The following is a 20,319-nucleotide window of genomic DNA, read 5'->3' as shown; positions in this document are numbered from 1 at the left end:
GATACATGGCTAAGTTCTTTATCGATCGCCCCATCTTCGCATGGGTCATCGCCATCATTATTATGCTGGTGGGCGTGCTGTCGATTCTAAAACTGCCGATTGAGCAATATCCTAATGTTGCGCCACCGGCCGTACAGATTCGCGCCACCTATCCGGGTGCCGATGCTAAAACGCTGCAGGACTCGGTAACGCAGGTTATCGAGCAGAACATGAACGGGATTGACGGCCTGATGTATATGTCGTCAAACAGCGATTCATCGGGCACGCTGCAGCTGACCCTAACCTTTGAGTCAGGTACCGATCCGGATATCGCGCAGGTTCAGGTGCAGAACAAACTGCAGCTGGCCACGCCGCTACTGCCGCAGGAAGTTCAGCAGCAGGGTATCCAGGTACAAAAATCCTCCAGCAGCTTCCTGATGGTGGCAGGTTTCGTCAACGAAGACGGCACCATGACGCAGAATGATATTGCGGACTACGTGGCGTCAAATATCAAGGATCCTATCAGCCGTACTACCGGCGTAGGCGATACCCAGATATTTGGTGCTCAGTATGCGATGCGTATCTGGATGGACCCGCACAAGCTGAATAACTATCAGCTGACGCCGGTTGACGTCATCAGCGCTATCACCGCGCAGAATGCCCAGGTGGCCGCCGGTCAGCTTGGCGGTTCGCCGCCGGTGCCGGGCCAGCAGCTTAACGCCTCTATCATTGCGCAGACCCGTCTGACCTCTACCGACGAGTTCGGCAAAATCCTGTTGAAAGTCAACACGGATGGTTCTCGCGTGCTGTTAAAAGACGTGGCGAAAATCGAGCTGGGCGGTGAAAACTACGAGGTTGTCGCGCGTTATAACGGCAAACCGGCCTCCGGTATCGGTATCAAACTGGCTACCGGCGCTAACGCGCTGGACACGGCGGCAGCGGTCAAAGCGGAGCTGGGCAAGCTGGAACCGTTCTTCCCGGCCGGCCTGAAAGTGGTTTATCCGTACGACACTACGCCGTTCGTTAAAATCTCCATCATGGAGGTGGTAAAAACCCTGATCGAAGCGATCGTGCTGGTCTTTATCGTCATGTATCTGTTCCTGCAGAACTTCCGCGCCACGCTGATCCCGACGATCGCTGTGCCGGTCGTATTGTTGGGGACCTTTGCCATTATCAGCGCCTTCGGCTATTCGATAAACACGCTAACGATGTTCGGGATGGTGCTCGCCATCGGCCTGCTGGTGGATGACGCCATCGTGGTGGTGGAGAACGTCGAACGCGTGATGGCGGAAGAAGGTCTGCCGCCTAAAGAGGCTACCCGCAAGTCCATGGGGCAGATCCAGGGCGCGCTGGTCGGTATTGCGCTGGTGCTTTCGGCAGTATTTATTCCGATGGCCTTCTTCGGCGGCTCTACCGGCGTTATCTATCGCCAGTTCTCCATCACGATCGTTTCCGCGATGGTGCTGTCGGTTATCGTAGCGCTGATCCTGACGCCTGCGCTGTGCGCAACGTTACTCAAGCCGATCAAGAAAGGCGACCACGGTAAAACCACCGGCTTTTTCGGCTGGTTTAACCGCATGTTCGACAAAAGTACCAACCACTATACCGACAGCGTTGGCCATATCATTCGCAGCACCGGCCGCTATCTGCTGATCTATCTGGTGATTGTGGTCGGCATGGCTTATATGTTCGTGAAGCTGCCAAGCGCCTTCCTGCCGGAAGAGGATCAGGGGCTGCTGCTGGCTCAGGCTTCGCTGCCTGCCGGCGCGACTCAGGGCCGTACGCAGAAGGTGCTGGACCAGGTAACGGACTACTTCCTGACCAAAGAGAAGGATAACGTGCGTTCGGTGTTTACCGTTAACGGCTTCGGTTTTGCAGGACGCGGCCAGAACACCGGTATCGCCTTCGTCAGCCTGAAGCCGTGGGACGAGCGCAGCGGGTCGGAAAACAAAGTGGAAGGCATTGCCGGTCGTGCCATGCAGGCTTTCGGCGCCATCAAAGATGCGATGGTGATCCCGTTTAACCTGCCGGCGATTATCGAACTCGGTAACGCCACCGGCTTTGACTTTGAGCTGATTGACCAGGGCAACCTGGGCCATGAAGCCCTGACCAATGCCCGTAACCAGCTGCTCGGCATGGCTGCCCAGCATCCGGATACGCTGGTAGGTATGCGTCCAAACGGTCTGGAAGATACGCCGCAGTACAAGCTGACTATCGACCAGGAGAAAGCGGAAGCGCTGGGCGTGTCTATTTCTGATATCAACACCACGCTGGGTGCGGCCTGGGGCGGCTCTTACGTCAATGACTTCATCGATCGCGGTCGTGTGAAGAAAGTTTACGTGATGGGACAAGCCGATGCTCGTATGCTGCCTGGCGATATCGATAAATGGTACGTGCGCGCCTCAAATGGCGAAATGGTGCCGTTCTCGTCCTTCGCCAGCGCGAAATGGCAGTACGGTTCACCACGTCTGGAACGCTATAACGGTCTGCCTTCTATGGAGATCCTGGGTCAGGCTGCGCCAGGCAAAAGTTCGGGCGACGCCATGAACCTGATGGAAGAGCTGGCCTCGAAGCTGCCGAAGGGCATTGGCTACGAGTGGACGGGCATGTCCTATCAGGAACGTCTCTCGGGTAACCAGGCGCCAGCGCTCTATGCTATCTCGCTGATCGTCGTGTTCCTGTGTCTGGCAGCGCTGTATGAGAGCTGGTCGATTCCGTTCTCGGTTATGCTGGTTGTGCCGCTGGGCGTTATCGGCGCCCTGCTGTTCACCACTATGCGCGGCCTGAGCAACGACGTGTACTTTGTGGTAGGCCTGTTGACCACCATCGGGCTGTCGGCGAAGAACGCCATTCTAATCGTCGAGTTCGCCAAAGATTTGATGGAGAAAGAAGGCAAAGGTCTGATAGAAGCGACGCTGGAAGCGGTACGTATGCGTCTTCGTCCTATTCTGATGACCTCGCTGGCCTTTATCCTGGGCGTACTGCCGCTGACCATCAGTACCGGCGCAGGCTCCGGTGCGCAGAACGCGGTAGGTACCGGCGTAATGGGCGGTATGGTAACGGCAACTATTCTGGCTATCTTCTTCGTGCCTGTGTTCTTCGTGGTGGTTCGCCGCCGCTTCAGCAAGCATAAAGAGGATCTGGAACCGCATCATACGGACCGTCCTCACTAAGGCATCCCGCTTGATCTTTAAGAGGCCGCTTTTGCGGCCTCTTTTTTCTTCAGGTGCCGGTAATGCCTGTTTTTGTGACCGTCTCTGGCAGCGCACGCGTCTTCTTCTTCCAATCATCTTCCCGCCATACTTTTTTGTTCTCTGTTTTCGTACCCTGCTACCTTGTTCCCTTATTCCCCTGCTCGCCTGCTCGCCTGCTCCCTTGCTCCTTTGCTCCTTTGCTCCTTTGCTCCTTTGCTCCTTTGCTCCCCTGTTCCCCTGTTCCCCTGTTCCCCTGTTCCCCTGCTCTCCTGCTCTCCTGCTCTCCTGCTCTCCTGCTCCCCTGTTCCAATGTTTTTCTGCTCCGGGGCTCTCTGTTTCTGTGTTCCGTTATCGTTGCTGGTCTGCGTGCCTCCTTTACGCTTGCATTTTAAAATCACGGCGCGCATAATTATTGTTATGTTATAACATACAAAATCAGGGGGTTTTATGAAACAAGCAATCCATCCGGCTTACCGCACCGTCGCTTTTCACGACACCAGCGCCGACACCTTTTTTGTCGTCGGCTCTACCATTAAAACCGACCGCACAATCGAGCTGGACGGTAAAACGCTGCCTTATGTAACGCTGGACGTCTCTTCGGCTTCCCATGCTTACTACACCGGCAAACAAAAAGAGTTTGCCAAAGAAGGCAGCGCGCACCGCTTTAACCAGCGCTTTGGCCGCTTTTTTAGTAAGTAAGGAGTGAAAATGCAGGTGCTTAACTCGCTGGCTTCGGCCAGAAAACGACATAAAGACTGCAAGATCGTGCGTCGTCACGGCCGGGTTTTTGTGATTTGCAAAAGCAATCCGCGCTTTAAAGCGGTTCAGGGCAAAAAGAAAAAGCGCTGAGGATATGCAAGCGGCATCAAAGCCGCTTTTGCCATAAAGAATATCGTGCGCGTTCTCTTCCGGTACCGTATCCACCACGTACTCTATTTCTGTCGATTAAATGCCGGGAAAAAGCAACCGGCATGAAGTCTGCTTTTGCCATAAAAAGCGTCTGAAGAATGCGATCCGCCAGAAGGCTGCTTATGCAATAAAAAGCGCTGAGGAATGCAGTCCACAAGAAGGCTACTTTTATCTGGTCAGGAGTATTTATTCAGGCGGGCCGGTTATCGGCCCGCTTTTTTATTTCATGCTGGCCAGCATCGCCGTTACGTTATGACGAAAAGCCGCTTCCAGAGAATCAGCCGCACCGCCTTTTTCCGTCAGCGCTTCCGGGTAGAGCTCGCCGCCGGGCCGGGCGCCGGTTGCCGAAGCGATCTGCTGCACCAGGCGAGGATCGGTCTGGTTTTCAATAAAGTAGCTGTGGATATGCTCCTTTTTCAGCTGGGTAATCAGTCCCGCCACGTCGGCAGCGTTGGCCTCAGATTCCGTAGAGAAGCCGACTGGCGACATAAAGGTTACGCCATAGCGCTGGCCAAAATAGCCGAAGGCATCGTGGCTGGTCAGCACTTTACGCTTCGCCGCCGGGATGGCCGCAAACTGGTCAGCGGCCCATTCGTCCAGCTTTTGCAGTCGGGCAATATAGGCCGCGCCGCGCTGGCGGAAGTCGTTTGCATCCTGCGGATCGGCAGCAATCAATGCGTTCATCACGTTGCTGGCATAGATTTCGCCATTTTTCATGCTGTTCCAGGCATGCGGATCGGTAACCGTTTTCCCCTCCTCCTCCATAGTGCGCGTCGTAATGCCTGCTGAAGCGACAACGACATGGCCTTTGTATTCCGAGGCTGAGATCAGGCGGTCCATCCAGCCTTCCAGCCCCAGGCCGCTGACGAACACCACATCCGCTTTAGCCAGCGCCTGGCTGTCCTGCGGCGTCGGCTCAAAGCTGTGCGGATCGCCATTCGGCCCGACAAGGCTTTTTACCTCTACATGCTCGCCGCCGACCTGCTTAACGATATCGGCCAACACCGTGAAGCTGGCTACCGTCTCCAGCGTTTTCGCCATCGCCAGCGGCGTGGCACACAGGGCGGCCAGCGCCAGCATAAGGGGTAACTTTTTCATCTTTTTTCCTTATCAACAGTAAAAAAACGCGCGCGCAATATTCCGCCGCATGGCCCTACTAAAATCGAGATAAAGAACAGCAGCGCGGCACAGAGCACCACGGCGGGCCCGGCAGGCAGCGCCAGGTAGAATGAGGCCGACAGACCGCTGAAGCTGGCGATCAGCCCCAGTGTCATGGCGGTGCCAATCATGCCGGGCAGTTCTTTACGCCAGAAGCGGGATGCCGCTGCGGGCAGCATCATCAGCCCCACGCACATCAGCGTGCCGAGAACCTGAAAGCCTGCCACCAGGTTGGTCACAACCAGTATCAGAAAAAGCGCGTGTACCAGCGGTGCAGCCCAGCGGCTCTGCGCGCGTAAAAAAGCAGGGTCGAAGGCATCGATCACCAGCGGACGATAAATCAACGCCAGCGCCAGCAGCGTCACCGACGCTATCGCGCTGACCAGCAGAAGCGAGGGATTATCAACGGCCAGCAACGAGCCGAACAGTACATGCAGCAGATCGACGTTGGAGCCGCGCAGTGAAACCAGCGTCACGCCCAGCGCCAGCGAGCCGAGATAAAAACCGGCAAAACTGGCGTCTTCACGCAGCGGCGTATAGCGGCTGACCGCGCCCGACAGCAGCGCTACCGACAGCCCGGCGATAATGCCGCCAATGCCCATTGCGACCAGCGAAAGGCCGGAAATCAAATAGCCGATAGCCGCGCCGGGCAGCACCGCATGGGAAAGCGCGTCGCCGACCAGGCTCATGCGACGCAGCAGCAAAAAGACGCCCAGCGGCGTGGCGCTGAGCGAAAGCGCAATGCAGGCAACCAGCGCGCGGCGCATAAAGGCGAATTCGATAAAAGGCTGTAAAAGCGTCATGCTGACTCCAACACGATCGGTTCCGGCGATTGCGTGATCCATTCCGCCTGAGTGGAGTCCAGCCGCAGGATCTGCGGGAAGGATCGCGTAACCATCGTCATATCGTGCAGCACCACGATCAGCGTGCAGCCAGCCCGATGCCGCGCCTGCAGCAGCGCCAGCAGCAGACTGGTCGTTGCCGTATCGATGCCGGTAAAAGGTTCATCAAGCAGCAGTAGCGAAGCATCCTGTACCAGTAGCCTGGCAAAAAGCACACGCTGCAGCTGTCCGCCAGAAAGCGTGCCGGGCTGCGCGGCGGCGAACTCAGCCATATTGACCTCTTCCAGCGCCGCCATAATCCGCTGCCTTTCAGGTCGACCGATAGCCCCAAACCAGCCGCAGCGTCGCCAGCAGCCCATCGCCACCAGATCGGCTACGCTGACAGGGAAATTTCTCTCAATTTCGGATTGCTGCGGTAACCATGCTGTATCCTGCGTCAGGCAGCTGAGTTGACCACTTACGGGCGGCAGCAGGCCCGCGAAGGTTTTTAGCAACGTGGATTTTCCACAGCCGTTTGCCCCCACCAGCGCGGTCATTGACCCCGGCTGGAACGTCCCGTTAAGGGACGGGGTAACGGCGCTCCCGCGATAGCCGACCCGGAGATCTGTTAGCGTAATCATGGGGATACCGCCCATCCGCTCAGCGCCAGCAAAGCCAGCACGGCGATCAGAGCAAAAAGTAAACGTGCTCGGGCTGATTGCATCAGTAATGTGGGACGAGAAGAAGCAGTAAAACTTAACATGGCAGCACTATAGTTACGTTATAACATAACAATAGCATATTACGATGATGGAAAGCGCGCTGAACTAAAATGTATCTTTTTATTTCCACAAAAAGTAATAAAAAGAGATGCGGTTATATAAAATTTCTTCACCTTAATCGGGTTTTTCTATCGCAGAAAGCGGGATCCTCTACTAAAATAATTAACAGTCAAATCATCAAGATAGTTTTTTCTCTTTTTAAGCGGCTTGATTATTTTAAAGCTAACAACAATTATCTGTATAAGCGTTTATTAACTCTGTGGAGAAAAAATGCGCAAACGTATTCCTGTCTCTTCAGCGCCTGATGAAGAAAATGAGTCCGAATGGATTAGCCTTATTCAGCGGATTATTCCCAAAATAGAAACCGAGTTAACTGGCTCACTGTTATGGTATTCACAAAATGCGCAATATGTTCCGGGAAGTGTGAAAATTATTTCAGTTGAACAAACGGCGCCGTCGGGTTACAAAATGACTTACAGTTTCTGCTGGAACGTTTTCAACGCCTGTCTTGATATCGATGCAGATGAAACGACCACCCAGTCAGTAAATTTTGAAAGCCAGCCCGATGCGCTGATATTTGATTTTATTGATACGGAACGCGCCGCAGCCGCGGATGAATTGTAATTTTTAGTAATAGTACTCAAAATACAATTTAAGAGAGTTATATTTATTAAAGCACTCGCACGAGATTCAATATCGCTTCCTGGCACCCCGCTCGCAGAAAGCCTGCGGTATACCATTTTTCACTGGCTATGGAGGGGAAAAAGATGGACGAATACTCACCGAAAAGGCATGATATTGCCCAGCTGAAATTTTTGTGTGAAAACCTGTATGATGAAAGTCTGGCCACGTTAGGCGATAGCCATCACGGCTGGGTTAACGATCCAACTTCAGCAATTAACCTGCAGCTTAATGACCTGATTGAGCATATTGCCGGGTTTACCATGAATTACAAAATTAAGCATATTGAAGACAGCGAGTTGATTAGTCAGATTGATGAATATCTTGACGATACCTTTATGCTTTTCAGCAACTACGGTATTAATGGCCAGGATCTTCAGCGCTGGCAGAAATCAGCGAAACGGCTGTTCAACGTTTTTACAGAGGAATGTGCTGTCGTTACCGCACAGACAAGCCATTCATTTTAGTAACCTTTATTTTTTCAATGGTTTAATAATGACAGATAAACTACTTACGAAAACTGATTATCTGATGCGTTTAAGACGATGCCGTTCAATTGACACGCTCGAACGCGTTATCGAAAAAAACAAATACGAATTATCTGATAATGAGCTGGCCGTATTTTATTCAGCGGCGGATCATCGGCTTGCCGAACTGACCATGAATAAGCTTTACGATAAAGTGCCGGTTTCTGTCTGGAAGTTTGTACGATAAGAGATGAAGCGGTGAGGGTTCCCCGGAGGAATTGGGTGGGGGCCCTGCCAGCTACATCCCGGCACACGCGTCACCTGCTGCGGCTGCTTCCTTCCGGATCTGACCGAGTTCACAAGTTAGCGTTGCGGGAGAACCAACCGGGCCCCCATTGATTGCCCCATGTAATGGAGCGAGGGCATTATCAATGAACCCCTGGGCAATTGCAAGCCCGCGCCCGACGACCGTTGTTTTCTTGCACAACATTGCCCTTTCCCCTGCTATTATCCGCCACATCCCTTCAGCTTAAGACCGCTTTCGATTACTTTATTTGCAGTAACGGGGAGCAGAGATGACTGAACAAGACACTTTTCCACGCCGTATCTGGCAAATTGTTGCCGCTATTCCCTACGGTAAGGTGACCACCTATGGCGATATTGCCCGGCTGGCGGGTTCGCCGCGCGCCGCGCGTCAGGTTGGCGGCGTATTAAAACGGCTACCGGCAGGCAGCAAGCTTCCATGGCACAGAGTCATTAACCGGTTGGGTGAGATTTCGTTAACGGGCGGCGATCTCGATCGCCAACGCCAGGCTTTATTGGCAGAGGGCGTAGAAGTGGATCATAACGGAAAAATTGCGCTGGAGCGCTACCGCTGGCAGGGATGAACCGCCCCCGTAAAGGGGCGGAAACCATTACAGTGAAGTTGGCGCAGGCACGGTTGAGGTCGGCGTCACCAGCGTAGGTGAAGTCGAGGGTACCGCCACAGGCGCGCGTTGAGCCGTCGGTAGGGCTTTCGCCGGCACGGCCTTCAGGTTAAGCGTCTGGTCTTTTGTACCGCCGCCGTTAATAACCGGCTTAATAGAATCGGCTATTAATACGACGTTGCGATCGACAATTACCGCTGCACTCAGCAGGATCCTGGCGTCAGGCTGAATGTCCGCCGGATTGAAAGGCAGGATAAATTTGAACGGCGCCTGTTTGCCATCGGTCAGCACTACGCGCTGTGAAATCACTTTTGCCGGTGCGTCTGACAGGGAAGCATCAGAAAGCATCACGGTTAATGAAGCATCAGGCGGCAGGCGCACGTTGGCCGGAAGCGTAATGGTTCCGCTAACGTGCGGCTGGCGCAGCGTATCTGCTTCCCCCGCGACTTTGGAAGCCAGCGTCGGCGTGGGGACATCTCTACCTTTATCAGCACATCCGGAAAGTGCGACCGCCAAAGCGGCGCCGGTCAATACAGGCCAAAGTTTCATTGATTTATTCTCCTTGCGATCAATGCGGGACATAAGGGACAGCAAGCCTGCCCCGTAAGCCTTAATTCTGGCACAGGTTATTGATTTTCGCCTGTAAGCCAAATAAGGAACGCGTGCGGAAGAATATTTTTCCCCGACGTTGACGGCAGCGGGTTCGGTTTCGCAAACTGAAAGGGAACCGACTATTGAGGAAGCCGCCATGAGTCAGGCACTGCACGAACTGTTAAATTTAATGAACCTGGAAAAGCTGGAAGAGGGCCTGTTTCGCGGCCAGAGCGAGGATCTCGGCCTGCGTCAGGTTTTTGGCGGTCAGGTGGTCGGCCAGGCGCTTTATGCCGCCAAGCAGACGGTCCCGGCGGAGCGCATTATCCATTCGTTCCACAGCTACTTTTTGCGGCCCGGCGACAGCCAGAAAGCCATTATTTACGACGTAGAAACCCTGCGCGACGGGCACAGCTTCAGCGCCCGCCGGGTCAGCGCCATCCAGAACGGCCAGCCTATTTTTTATATGACCGCCTCTTTCCAGGCGCCGGAAACAGGTTTTGAGCATCAGAAACCGATGCCGGACGTCGCTGGCCCGGAGTCCCTGACGACGGAAGGCGAAATCGCCAAACAGCTGTCGCATTTTATCCCTGAAAAGGCGCGTGAAAAGTTCCTGTCAGAAAAACCGTTTGAAATCCGCCCGGTTAAATTTCACAACCCGCTGAAAGGCCACGTTGATGAACCGGTGCGCCATGTCTGGCTGCGGGCTAACGGCCCCATGCCGGACGACAGGCGTATACACCAATACCTGCTGGGCTACGCCTCGGACTTTAACTTCCTGCCGGTCGCGCTCCAGCCGCACGGCAAAGGATTTCTGGAACCGGGAATGCAGGTCGCCACTATCGATCACTCGATGTGGTTTCACCGCCCTTTCGACCTGAATCAGTGGCTGCTTTATAGCGTGGAGAGCACGTCGGCATCCGGTGCCAGAGGCTTCGTACGCGGTGAGTTCTTTACTCAGGATGGGATACTGGTCGCTTCAACGGTGCAGGAAGGCGTGATGCGCCTGCGTCAGTAGCTGAAATAACAAACCCCGCAGAGCGCGGGGTTTGTTAGCGAGGGCGGCTCCTGCGAGTCGGCTTACTGGTTATAAGCGTTTTCGCCGTGGCTGTTCACATCCAGACCTTCACGTTCGTGATCCTCGGTTACGCGCAGGCCGACTGTCATATCCGCAACCTTAAAGGCGATAAAGGCGACCACGCCCGTCCAGACCACCGTAATGCCTACGCTATAGAGCTGCACCCAAATCTGATGCCCCATCGTTACGCCAGAGGCATAGCCGACGCCGCCCAGTGAAGAAGAAGCGAAAACGCCGGTCAGGATGCAGCCTACAATACCGCACACGCCGTGCACGCCGAACACGTCACAGGGATCGTCAACGCGCAGCCATCTTTTCAGCACGGTAACGCCCCACAGGCCCGCCAGACCGCCGATAATACCGATAACCAACGCGCCGCCGACGCCAACATAGCCACAGGCTGGCGTAATCGCCACCAGACCCGCGATCGCACCGGAGCAGACGCCCAGCAGCGAAGGCTTGCCGCGCAGCGCCCATTCGCCAAACGTCCAGCTCAGCATCGCGCCTGCGGTCGCCATAACGGTGTTCAGGAATGCCAGCGCCGCGATTTCGTTAGCCGCGCTCGCCGAACCGGCGTTAAAGCCGAACCAGCCGACATACAGGATCGCCGTGCCGGTGAAGACCATCGGCAGGTTGTGAGGTTTAAAGGCTTCTTTGCCAAAGCCCGCGCGTTTGCCGACCAGGTAAGCGCCGACCAGACCGGCAACGGCGGCGTTGATATGCACCACGGTGCCGCCGGCAAAGTCCAGCGCGCCGTCCTGCGCCAGCAGTCCACCGGACCAGACCATGTGCGCGATGGGCAGATAGGAGAAAGTGACCCAGATAGCCACAAAGATCAGCACCGCAGAGAAACGAATACGCTCGGCCAGCGCGCCAACGATCAGGCCGACGGTAATGCAGGCAAAGGAAGCCTGGAACGAAACGTGAATATACTGGTAGAAGGTTCCAACCAGCGCCGTCAGCTGAATGTTTTTCAACATCGCCATGCTGAAGTCGCCAAAGAAAGCGTTGCCCGTGCTGAAGGCCAGCGAATAGCCGTAGAGCATCCAGATAACACACACCATTGCAAAGGTCACGGAAACCTGAGTCAGCATGGACAGGACGTTTTTGGCCCGGATCAGGCCGCCGTAGAAAAGCGCAATGCCGGGTAGCGTCATAAACAGCACCAGCGCGGTGCAAATCATCATAAAGGCGTTATCGGCCTTGTCCGCCACGGCTGGCGGCGCCGCCATCGCAAGCGAGGGCAACAGGCTGAGGCTGGCGAGGCCGAAGGTAGTCATTTTTCTCATTTTATCCCATCCCATCACAATTCTTAGCCCCGAGATCAGAGTGCGGCTTCGTCCGCTTCGCCGGTGCGAATACGGATAACCCGCTGTAGTTCAGCGACAAAAATCTTACCGTCGCCAATTTTGCCGGTGTAGGCGGCCTTGCTGATAACGTCGACAACCTCGTCCAGCTGGTCGTCCGCTATCGCCACATCGATTTTAACTTTTGGCAGGAAGTTCACGCTGTATTCAGCGCCGCGATAAAGCTCGGCATGGCCTTTCTGGCGACCAAATCCCTTGACTTCGGTGACGGTCAGGCCCTGAATGCCAATGGCAGAAAGCGCCTCGCGCACGTCTTCTAATTTAAACGGTTTGATTACCACGGTAACCAGCTTCATACGATCCCCTCCAGCTAAAGAAAACGGTGATTCCGCCCTGCGTTAACCAAAGCAAAGGCTGTGCCATAAATCAGAAACGTGCGTTTTAAAAGGCGCGGCGGCAGATATTGCGTACGCGTGGCGGCCTGATGATGACATTAAGCATAGAGGGAAAAAGAAAACGCACCATTAAGGTGCGTTACGCGTCGAAATTGTGCATCGCCGCTGTTTTATCAGCCCGACCGCCTGCTTTTAGTGCAGCGAAGCGGTATTACGTTTCTTCCAGCTCCTCGCCCGCCAGCTGGAGCTGATACATCTGCCAGTAACGGCCCTGTTTCGCCAACAGCTGCTGATGGTTGCCCTGCTCTACCGCATGGCCTCTGTGCAGCACCAGAATGGTATCCGCATCGATAATAGTAGAGAGTCGGTGAGCGATAACCACCAGCGTGGTTTGCTGACGAACGGCCTTAAGCGCTTTCTGGATCGCCTGCTCCGTGCCGGAATCAATATTCGCCGTCGCTTCATCCAGGATCAGAATTTGCGGCGAGGCGACCAGCACGCGCGCCATCGCCAGCAGCTGCTTCTGACCCACGGAAAGATTGTTACCCTGTTCACCCAGCCGCGTATAGATACCGTCGGAGAGCGAGCGCGCCAGTTCGGCAAGCTGAACGGTTTCCAGCGCGTGCCAGACCGCCTCTTCGCTTATCGAACGCCCCAGCGCCACGTTAGCGAAAAAGGTGTCGGCCAGCACCACCGGATCCTGCTGCACCATCGCCACGCCTTCGCGCAGCACGCCGTGGCTGAGCCCGGTCAGCGGCCTGCCGTCCAGGCGAATTTCACCCTGCTTCACCGGGTAGTAGCCCATCAGCAAGTTAGCGAGCGTGCTTTTCCCGCTGCCGGTATGGCCGACCAGCGCCACAAAGCTGCGCGAAGGCACGCTGAGGTTGATATCGTTGAGCACGTTGCGATCGTCGCGATAGGCGAAGCTCAGATGTTCAATCTCAATGCGCCCCGAGGCCAGCGGCCGACTATCCTGACCATAGTGCTGGCGAGGCGCGTCCATCAGTTCAAAAATGCGCTCGCCGGCCACTACCGCCTGTTGCAGCATCGACTGCTGGGTGGTCAGCTCAATCAGCGGCTCGTTTAGCCTGCCCAGGTAGTTAATAAACGCGTAAAGCACGCCAACCTCGAAGCTGCCGCTGGAGGAGAAGCCAAACAGCAGCATCAGCCCGCACAGGATCATGGCGGAAAACAGGCTGAGCAGCGGCCGGAGCAGAAAGCCATCCAGCCGTAGCGTTTCCATTCTCGCCAGATAGTGCGAGCGGCTCGCTTCGCTCATCCGCTCACCAAAGCGCGCCTGCTGACGAAACTGCTGGATCACGCTCATGCCGCTGATCACTTCATTAAAGCCGTTGTTAATATCGGCCAGATAGCTACGCACTCGCCGTACGATAGGCGTACTGTAGCGCTGATAAATCAGCATCACGGTCAGTACGGCCGGAAAAATCATTATCGCCACCAGCGCCATGCGCCAGTCGAGACTGAACATCGCCACCAGCATGGCACCGATCAGCGCCGCGCTGCGCAGCACGGTGGCTACCACGGTGACGTAGAGATCGCGCACGACTTCGGTGTCATTGGTCACGCGTGAAATAATCTGGCCAACGGGCTGGGTATCAAAAGCGCTCAGCGGCTGGCGCAGCGCGGCGTCCATGACGTCCGTACGCAGCCGCTGCACTACGCCTACCGCCGCCTCGTTAAACAGCAGCGACTGCCAGTAGTGCAGCGCGGCGGCCAGGATTTGCAGCAGGAGAAAGCTGACGGCCAGCCCGGTGACCAGACCCAGCGGCATGGAATGCTTCGCCACCATGTTATCGATAAAATAGCTGACCAGCACCGGGCCGAGCACTTCCGCCACCGCCGCTATCCACAGCAATACTATCGCCAGGCCAAGCGATTTCCGCCACGGCGAACCGTAGCGCAGCAGGCGTTTCAGCGTGGGCCAGAGCTGATTAAGATTCGCCATGCGGTACCCCTTTCGCGATTTCGTCCTCGTCCAGCGCCGCTTCCAGCTGCTGATAACGATACATATCCTGATACCAGCCGTCCTGGGCAATCAACGCCTCATGCTGCCCGCGCTGGGCCACCGTGCCCTGCTGCATCACCAGGATTTCACTGGCTTCCGTCAGGGCGGACAAACGGTGCGCGCTGATAATCACGGTTCTTCCTGCGCCCCATTTTCTTAAATTATGCAGTATCTGGTGTTCGGTACGGCCGTCGACCGCCGACAGCGCATCGTCCAGGATCAGGATTTCCGCGTTCAGCAGCAACGCCCTGGCAATAGATATACGCTGTTTCTGTCCCCCGGAAAGCATCACCCCGCGCTCGCCAACTTCGGTATCGTAGCCCTGGGGCAGCCGCAGAATATCTTCATGTACGCAGGCAAGCCGCGCGGCGCGCTCAATATCGCTTTGCTGCGCCGTAGGTCGACCCAATGCGATATTGTTGGCGATGGTGTCGGAAAAAAGAAACGGCGTCTGGCTGACGACCGCCATGCGGCTACGCCAGCTGTCCAGACGCAGCTGCGGCAGCGGAATACCGTGATAGCGGATGTCGCCCTGCGCAATATCGAAGTGCCGCTGGATCAGGCTTAACAGCGTGCTTTTCCCGGCGCCTGTCGGCCCGCACAGCCCCAGCATCTGGCCGGGCTTAAGGTTAACGTTGATATGGCGTAGCGAGGGCTGCTGCGCGCCAGGATAGCAAAATTCCCTGATAGCGATTTGCAGCTGGCCGCGATCTTCCGGCAGCGTTTTACTGCCGTCCTCAACCGCCGGCGCCTCTGCCAGCAGCGAGCGAATGCGGCTCCAGGCCGCGCTGCCGCGCTCGACGATATTAAACATCCAGGCCAGCGCCAGCATTGGCCAGATCATCAGGCCAAGGTACATGACAAAGCTGGTCAGCTGGCCCAGCGTCATCTGACCGTGCCAGACCAGCCAGCTGCCGCCGCCGATCGCCAGCAGGTTCGACAGCCCGATGGCAATATAAATAGTAGGATCGAAGCGGGCGTCAATCCGCGCCACGCGCAGGTTTTTTTGGCCCGTGTCGCGGGCGATATCGGCGAACTGTCCGGACTGATGGTCTTCCAGCCCAAAGGCTTTGATCATACGAATGCTGGTCAGGCTCTCCTGCGTTCTGTCGTTAAGCGACGAAAAGGCGGCCTGAGCATGCTTAAAACGATGATGGAGCTGGTCGCCGTAGCGTTTGATCACTATCGCCATGACCGGCATCGGCAGCAGCGCCAGCAGGGTCAGCTGCCAGCTAATCTGCGTGCTCATCACCACCAGCACCGCCAGCCCCATCACCAGCGAGTCAACCAGCGTCAGCACGCCTTCTCCGGCGGCAAACACCACGCGATCCACATCGTTGGTGGCGCGGGCGATCAAATCACCGGTACGGTGACGCAGGTAAAATTCGGGATGCTGACGGCTAAGCTGACGATAGAAGTCCTGCCGCAGCTCGACGGCAAGCTGATAGGAGGCGCCGAAAAGCAGCACGCGCCAGACGTAGCGCAGCAGATAGACCACAATAGCCGTGAGCAGCATCACGCCCACCCACATCAGCAGGCGCGAAGCACTCATCTGCTGATGGGAGACGCCGTCCACGATAGTACCGACAAGCTTCGGCGGCAGCAGCTGCAGCAGCGCAATGATAATCAGCAGAAAAACGGCGCCAAGATAGCGGCGCCATTCACGCATAAAGTACCAGCTCAACTGGCTGAAAAGTCGCACAATAAACGTCCTGGTCAGGTTCGGGCGAGCGCCGTGGTTCAGCGGCAGCGCCAATGTGTATTTATTTCTCTGGACCGCCGCCATCAGCGCGACCCGGCCGCGAATATAGCCTTCCTGTTCCGGCCATTTCAAGCGTTTCCGGCATGTCGGAGTAATGAGAGACGCGGCATCCGCCATAATTTACGGTGGCCTTGTTCCGCTATCGGGTGCCGTAAAAACAGCCTGGACCCTGTTTTATCTTTTGTATGCGCCTGCAGAAGAATAAATCTCCGTTGCCCCTGTAGTTTACAGGGAATAGCGTAAATGATTTTCCCGTAAATGCGTTACGTTCAGCCTGTTGTTACCTGAAGAAACAGCGTTTTGTTCACGAACCATTGGCACGCATGACCGTAACGACCCGAGCCGCCAGGGCGTTGCCGTCAGGTTTATAGCCATGTTGTCAGCTTCCGCGCGGGCAACACAACGCCGTGCCGGGCTTCGCCTGGCTAACCAACATGCGCGGCTCCTGCCCCTGTTTTTATGCCACGTCAGGCAGTACCATACGCCCCAACAGATTAATGAGGTAAAAAGTATGAAACGTGCAGTAGTGGTATTCAGCGGCGGACAGGATTCAACCACCTGTTTGATCCAGGCTTTGCAGCAGTATGACGAAGTGCACTGCCTGACCTTTGACTATGGTCAGCGGCATCGTGCAGAGATCGATATCGCTCGCGAGCTGGCGCAGTCGCTGGGCGCAAGAGCGCACAAAGTGCTGGACGTCACGCTGCTTAACGAGCTGGCCGTCAGTAGCCTGACCCGCGACAGCATCCCCGTTCCGGCCTGGGATCCCGACGCCAGCGGCCTGCCAAGCACTTTTGTGCCGGGACGTAATATCCTGTTCCTGACGCTGGCCTCGATTTATGCTTACCAGGTTGAGGCCGAAGCGGTAATTACCGGCGTTTGCGAAACCGACTTTTCTGGTTACCCGGACTGCCGCGACGAATTTGTTAAGGCGCTGAACCATGCCGTGGAGCTGGGTATGGCGCGTCTGGTTCGCTTTGAAACGCCGCTGATGTGGCTGAACAAAGCCGAAACCTGGGCGCTGGCGGACTACTGGCAGCAGCTGGCGCTGGTGCGCAACGACACGCTTACCTGCTATAACGGCATCAAGGGCGACGGCTGCGGCGAATGCGCTGCCTGCCATCTGCGCGCCAACGGCCTGCGCGATTACCAGATTAACAGCGCTACGGTGATGCAGGAGATGCAGCGCAAAACCGGGCTACGCTGACAGCATCTCTTCCAGCCGCTGCTTCAGCTCGCCGACGATCGGCTGCGCTTTTTGCGTGCGCAGATCGATGCAGACAAAGGTCAGCGTCGCATCGGCTATTGCTTCCCCCTCCGGCAGCAGCGTGATGGTCTGGCCGATAACGCCACTTTTCCCGCCCAGCTGCACCAGATGGCTGGCAATCGCCAGCTCGTCGCCCAGCACCGCCGGGCGACGGTAGTTAATGTTAATATTGACTACGATAAAAGCCAGCCGGTTATCATTCATCCAGCGAAAGGCGGCCAGTTTTTCCAGCCAGGCCCAGCGCGCCTCTTCCAGAAATTCTAAATAGCGCGCGTTGTTGACGTGTTGGTAAACATCCAAATGATAACCGCGAACCTTAATCGTAATCTGCATAATCTTCTCCCAAAAAAGGCCATACCGACTGGTATGACCTCTTTCAGCGTAGCAGCCCGTACGCCACGATGCGTGGGGCCGCAACGGCAAGTCGAGAAAGCGATCACAGTTTCAGTTTGGTCAGGTTCCTCTCTACCAGCGCATTACCAATACCGGGCACTTCTTTTAGCTGCTCTATCTGCGTAAAAGGGCCGTATTGCTCGCGATAGCTGATAATAGCCTGCGCCTTTTTTAGCCCTACGCCGTTCATTACGGCGCTCAGCTCTTCGGCCGTGGCGTGATTAATACTGACCGATTCGCTTTGCGGCGGTTTCTTTTCCTCGCTCGGCTGCGCGCTGGCCTGCGGCGCGCTGACGTTATCGATGGCCGGCCCGGCGTACAGCGGCGAAGCGCCGCCCAGCAGCAGGGTAAAACATAAAGCCTGTAAGGTTGTTTTCATGCTGTTCTCCTCCATGTGTTTGACAGCAACGTCAGGCTACGCCCAACCAACCGGCGCCACAAACGGCAGATGACAGAAATGGAAAAGGCCGCATAAGCGGCCTTTGGGTTTGCAATAATTTGCAGGATTTTTGCGAGGCTTATTGCGCCTGCGCGGCTGCGCCGTACTTGATCTTGCCTTCTTTGCGCAGGTTGCTCAGCAGCGCTTCGAAGGCGATCTGCGCATTGTTCTGCGTGATGCCCTGCACCATCGCTTTCTTCTGCGCTTCCGGCAGCGTGCCGCTGCGTACCTGATCCAGCGCCAGCAGCACAACGTTGCCCTGCCCGTCCTCGCTGATGCCGTACACAGGCTTGTCTTTGGTCGGCTGCGCCAGCGCGAAGGCGGACTGCGTTATCGCATCCTGACCGCTGCGCGTCAGCGTTTTCTGCTCGCTAAAGCTAAGATTAGCCGCCTTCATGGCATCCATACCCTTGCCCGCCTGCAGATCGGCCAGCAGTTTTTCCGCCTGGGCCTTCGCTTCCGCCTGCGCCTTCTGGTTTTTCAGCGTGGCTACGATTTCGGCACTGACCTCGGCCAGCGGCTTAACCGCTTCCGGCTTGTGGGCGGCGATACGCAGCACAAAAGCACGATCGCCATCAACCGTGATGATATCGGAGTTGCTGCCCGGCGCGCCGTTATCCCCCAGCAGACCACCGTTAAAGATCGCCTGCTCTACCGCTCTGAAATTCAGCTCGGCCGGTGGATTGTCGTGGCTGAACCAGTCCGTTTCCACCGCTTTTACGCCTGCCGCTTCTTCCGCGCTCGCCAGCGACTCGTTGTCGTTGCTGGCCGCGTCGCTCACTTTCTGCTGCAGCTTGTAATAAGCGTCGACGGCCGTTTCGTGTTTCACCTTAGCGGCGATGTCGTCGTGTACGGCCGCCAGCGGTTTGATCTGCTGCGGCTGAACGTCATCAAGACGAGCAACGATAAAGCCGACGGAGGATTTGATCACGCCCGACAGCTGACCTTTCTGCGTCAGGTTAGCGCTTTTCAGCTCGTCCGGCGTGGTATCCGGCTCCAGCCAGCCCATATCGCCGCCTTTACGGGCAGAGATGGGATCGATGGATTTCTCTTTCGCCAGCGCGGCAAAATCGCCACCTTTTTTCAGCGCGTCCAGAACCGCCTGCGCATCGGCTTCGGTTTTGGTTTGGATCACGCTGAAACGGCTGCGCTGCGGCTGGGTATAGTCCTGCTGATGGCTGTCGTACCAGCTTTGAATATCGCTTTCGCTCGGCGCTTTCTGCAACGAGGCCGCATCCAGCTTGATATAGCTGACGCGGAACTGCTCCGGCGCCATAAAGCTGTTTTTATTCTGCTCGTAGTAGTTTTTGACTTCTTCGTCGCTGACGTTCTGCTTCGCTGCCAGCGCCGCGACGTTAATAGTCGCTTCACGCACCAGGCGCTCCTGAGAAACCAGCGCGGCCAGCGATTCAGTTTCGCCCGGCAGCATAAAGTCTGTGCGGGTCACCGCCGCAATCAGCTGCTGCGTGGTCAGCTGCTTGCGCAGCGCCTGAGCGTACTGATCGGCAGTGAGATTCATCTGGTTAATAATCGCCAGATAACGGGCGTTATCGAATTTGCCGTTAGTCTGGAAGGCCGGCTGGTTGAAAATAGCCTGCTTGATCTGATCGTCGCTAACCGCCAGCTGCAGATCTTTCGCATACTGATCCAGCAGCGCTTCATCTACCAGCTGAGAAAGCGCCTGCTGGCGGATCTGCTGAAGATAAGCGGGATTGCTGGCCAGCTGTGAGAACTGCTCGCCCAGCATTTCCTGCTGACGCGAACGTTCGTTGCTGAACGCTCTTTCCAACTGGGCGCGACTGATTTCCTGGCCATTGACCTTAGCTGCATAATCTCCATTGCCGCCGATCAGGTAGTTGCCCACCCCGGTCAGAACAAAAGAGAGGATGATCAGACCCAGTATAATTTTGAGCACGACATGGTTCGACGCCGCGCGTAAATTGTCCATCATGGTGTGACAACACTCCGCTGTATTATGAATGTAAACCCTTGCGCTTGCTTCCCACGTTCCCGGGGCGCTCCACGCCGCTGCGTATCAGGCTCTTGCGACCGTTGAAACAAAAAAGGCACATCATAGTGTGATGTGCCTCGTATGGTACATGAGAACGTCAGGACAGTCCTCATTCCACCGAAGAAATTGCTTG

At 56.0% G+C, this 20,319-nt stretch carries 20 protein-coding genes and 1 other RNA gene; 9 read left to right on the top strand and 12 right to left on the bottom strand.

Going from position 1 to position 20,319, the window contains the following annotated elements; translation table 11 throughout:
• The first annotated feature begins 5 nt into the window (after window positions 1-5).
• The 3 genes from acrB (at window position 6) to ykgO (ending at window position 4,022) form a co-directional block, all read left to right on the top strand.
• On the top strand, window positions 6-3,152 hold the full coding sequence (acrB, locus tag AB3U87_RS08065) for a multidrug efflux RND transporter permease subunit AcrB (protein ID WP_253455024.1): 3,147 nt from the start codon (window positions 6-8) through the stop codon (window positions 3,150-3,152).
• A 468-nt stretch (window positions 3,153-3,620) separates the two neighbouring features.
• Window positions 3,621-3,872, top strand: coding sequence for a type B 50S ribosomal protein L31 (locus AB3U87_RS08060; RefSeq protein WP_253455026.1), 252 nt, complete (start codon window positions 3,621-3,623; stop codon window positions 3,870-3,872).
• Window positions 3,873-3,881: 9 nt separating this feature from the next.
• The gene (gene ykgO, locus AB3U87_RS08055; protein ID WP_125288450.1) at window positions 3,882-4,022 is read left to right on the top strand and encodes a type B 50S ribosomal protein L36; all 141 of its coding nucleotides are present in this window, start codon (window positions 3,882-3,884) and stop codon (window positions 4,020-4,022) included.
• Between the two features lie 279 nt (window positions 4,023-4,301).
• On the opposite strand, the gene AB3U87_RS08050 is transcribed toward ykgO, so the two are convergent.
• The 3 genes from AB3U87_RS08050 to AB3U87_RS08040 are packed head-to-tail and all read right to left on the bottom strand — an operon-like array spanning window position 4,302 to window position 6,702.
• Window positions 4,302-5,180, bottom strand: a complete 879-nt coding sequence (locus AB3U87_RS08050; RefSeq protein ID WP_301729883.1) for a metal ABC transporter substrate-binding protein — start codon at window positions 5,178-5,180, stop codon at window positions 4,302-4,304.
• A complete protein-coding gene (locus AB3U87_RS08045) occupies window positions 5,177-6,043 on the bottom strand; it encodes a metal ABC transporter permease (RefSeq protein WP_394148815.1) in 867 nt (288 codons plus the stop codon). Before AB3U87_RS08045 ends, AB3U87_RS08050 begins: the two co-directional genes overlap by 4 nt.
• Window positions 6,040-6,702 carry a metal ABC transporter ATP-binding protein gene (locus tag AB3U87_RS08040; RefSeq protein ID WP_301252349.1) on the bottom strand — a complete coding sequence of 221 codons (663 nt, stop codon included), beginning with the start codon at window positions 6,700-6,702 and terminating at the stop codon, window positions 6,040-6,042. The genes AB3U87_RS08045 and AB3U87_RS08040 overlap by 4 nt, the downstream gene beginning before the upstream one ends.
• 411 nt (window positions 6,703-7,113) lie before the next feature.
• Between AB3U87_RS08040 and AB3U87_RS08035 the strand changes: the two genes are divergently transcribed.
• The 3 genes from AB3U87_RS08035 (at window position 7,114) to AB3U87_RS08025 (ending at window position 8,238) form a co-directional block, all read left to right on the top strand.
• On the top strand, window positions 7,114-7,467 hold the full coding sequence (locus AB3U87_RS08035; RefSeq protein ID WP_253455033.1) for a hypothetical protein: 354 nt from the start codon (window positions 7,114-7,116) through the stop codon (window positions 7,465-7,467).
• A gap of 143 nt (window positions 7,468-7,610) precedes the next feature.
• Window positions 7,611-7,991, top strand: coding sequence for an Hha toxicity modulator TomB (gene tomB / locus AB3U87_RS08030; RefSeq protein ID WP_125288630.1), 381 nt, complete (start codon window positions 7,611-7,613; stop codon window positions 7,989-7,991).
• 28 nt (window positions 7,992-8,019) lie between these two features.
• Window positions 8,020-8,238, top strand: a complete 219-nt coding sequence (locus tag AB3U87_RS08025) for an HHA domain-containing protein (protein ID WP_125288446.1) — start codon at window positions 8,020-8,022, stop codon at window positions 8,236-8,238.
• A 42-nt stretch (window positions 8,239-8,280) separates the two neighbouring features.
• On the opposite strand, the gene ffs is transcribed toward AB3U87_RS08025, so the two are convergent.
• An RNA gene (gene ffs, locus AB3U87_RS08020) (signal recognition particle sRNA small type) lies at window positions 8,281-8,377 on the bottom strand.
• A gap of 189 nt (window positions 8,378-8,566) precedes the next feature.
• Here ffs and AB3U87_RS08015 point away from each other — a divergent pair.
• Window positions 8,567-8,878: an MGMT family protein gene (locus AB3U87_RS08015; RefSeq protein ID WP_394148814.1), complete on the top strand. Its 312-nt coding sequence runs from the start codon at window positions 8,567-8,569 to the stop codon at window positions 8,876-8,878.
• Window positions 8,879-8,905: 27 nt separating this feature from the next.
• Here the strand turns inward: AB3U87_RS08015 and AB3U87_RS08010 are convergent, their stop codons facing one another.
• The gene (locus AB3U87_RS08010; RefSeq protein ID WP_301252345.1) at window positions 8,906-9,466 is read right to left on the bottom strand and encodes a YbaY family lipoprotein; all 561 of its coding nucleotides are present in this window, start codon (window positions 9,464-9,466) and stop codon (window positions 8,906-8,908) included.
• A gap of 199 nt (window positions 9,467-9,665) precedes the next feature.
• On the opposite strand from AB3U87_RS08010, the gene tesB reads away from it, so the two are divergent.
• Complete coding sequence (gene tesB / locus AB3U87_RS08005) at window positions 9,666-10,526, top strand: acyl-CoA thioesterase II (protein WP_301252343.1); 861 nt, start codon at window positions 9,666-9,668, stop codon at window positions 10,524-10,526.
• A gap of 62 nt (window positions 10,527-10,588) precedes the next feature.
• Here the strand turns inward: tesB and amtB are convergent, their stop codons facing one another.
• From amtB to AB3U87_RS07985, 4 genes are all read right to left on the bottom strand, one after another.
• On the bottom strand, window positions 10,589-11,890 hold the full coding sequence (amtB, locus tag AB3U87_RS08000) for an ammonium transporter AmtB (protein ID WP_370256072.1): 1,302 nt from the start codon (window positions 11,888-11,890) through the stop codon (window positions 10,589-10,591).
• Between the two features lie 20 nt (window positions 11,891-11,910).
• A complete protein-coding gene (gene glnK / locus AB3U87_RS07995; RefSeq protein ID WP_125288441.1) occupies window positions 11,911-12,249 on the bottom strand; it encodes a P-II family nitrogen regulator in 339 nt (112 codons plus the stop codon).
• 250 nt (window positions 12,250-12,499) lie between these two features.
• Window positions 12,500-14,254, bottom strand: coding sequence for a SmdB family multidrug efflux ABC transporter permease/ATP-binding protein (locus AB3U87_RS07990; RefSeq protein ID WP_253455041.1), 1,755 nt, complete (start codon window positions 14,252-14,254; stop codon window positions 12,500-12,502).
• Window positions 14,241-16,016, bottom strand: a complete 1,776-nt coding sequence (locus AB3U87_RS07985) for a SmdA family multidrug ABC transporter permease/ATP-binding protein (RefSeq protein ID WP_253461084.1) — start codon at window positions 16,014-16,016, stop codon at window positions 14,241-14,243. The genes AB3U87_RS07990 and AB3U87_RS07985 overlap by 14 nt, the downstream gene beginning before the upstream one ends.
• Before the next feature lie 571 nt (window positions 16,017-16,587).
• Between AB3U87_RS07985 and queC the strand changes: the two genes are divergently transcribed.
• Window positions 16,588-17,283, top strand: coding sequence for a 7-cyano-7-deazaguanine synthase QueC (queC, locus tag AB3U87_RS07980; RefSeq protein WP_301252341.1), 696 nt, complete (start codon window positions 16,588-16,590; stop codon window positions 17,281-17,283).
• On the opposite strand, the gene AB3U87_RS07975 is transcribed toward queC, so the two are convergent.
• The 3 genes from AB3U87_RS07975 to ppiD form a co-directional block, all read right to left on the bottom strand.
• Window positions 17,275-17,676, bottom strand: a complete 402-nt coding sequence (locus tag AB3U87_RS07975) for an acyl-CoA thioesterase (RefSeq protein WP_125288629.1) — start codon at window positions 17,674-17,676, stop codon at window positions 17,275-17,277. The genes queC and AB3U87_RS07975 overlap by 9 nt on opposite strands.
• A gap of 103 nt (window positions 17,677-17,779) precedes the next feature.
• Complete coding sequence (locus AB3U87_RS07970; protein WP_253455045.1) at window positions 17,780-18,115, bottom strand: ComEA family DNA-binding protein; 336 nt, start codon at window positions 18,113-18,115, stop codon at window positions 17,780-17,782.
• A 139-nt stretch (window positions 18,116-18,254) separates the two neighbouring features.
• The gene (ppiD, locus tag AB3U87_RS07965) at window positions 18,255-20,126 is read right to left on the bottom strand and encodes a peptidylprolyl isomerase (protein ID WP_253455046.1); all 1,872 of its coding nucleotides are present in this window, start codon (window positions 20,124-20,126) and stop codon (window positions 18,255-18,257) included.
• Between the last annotated feature and the right edge of the window lie 193 nt (window positions 20,127-20,319).

Source organism: Erwinia plantamica, from assembly GCF_043420595.1.
GTDB classification, from domain to species: domain Bacteria; phylum Pseudomonadota; class Gammaproteobacteria; order Enterobacterales; family Enterobacteriaceae; genus Erwinia; species Erwinia aeris.
This window is presented reverse-complemented; position numbering and strand designations above follow the sequence as displayed.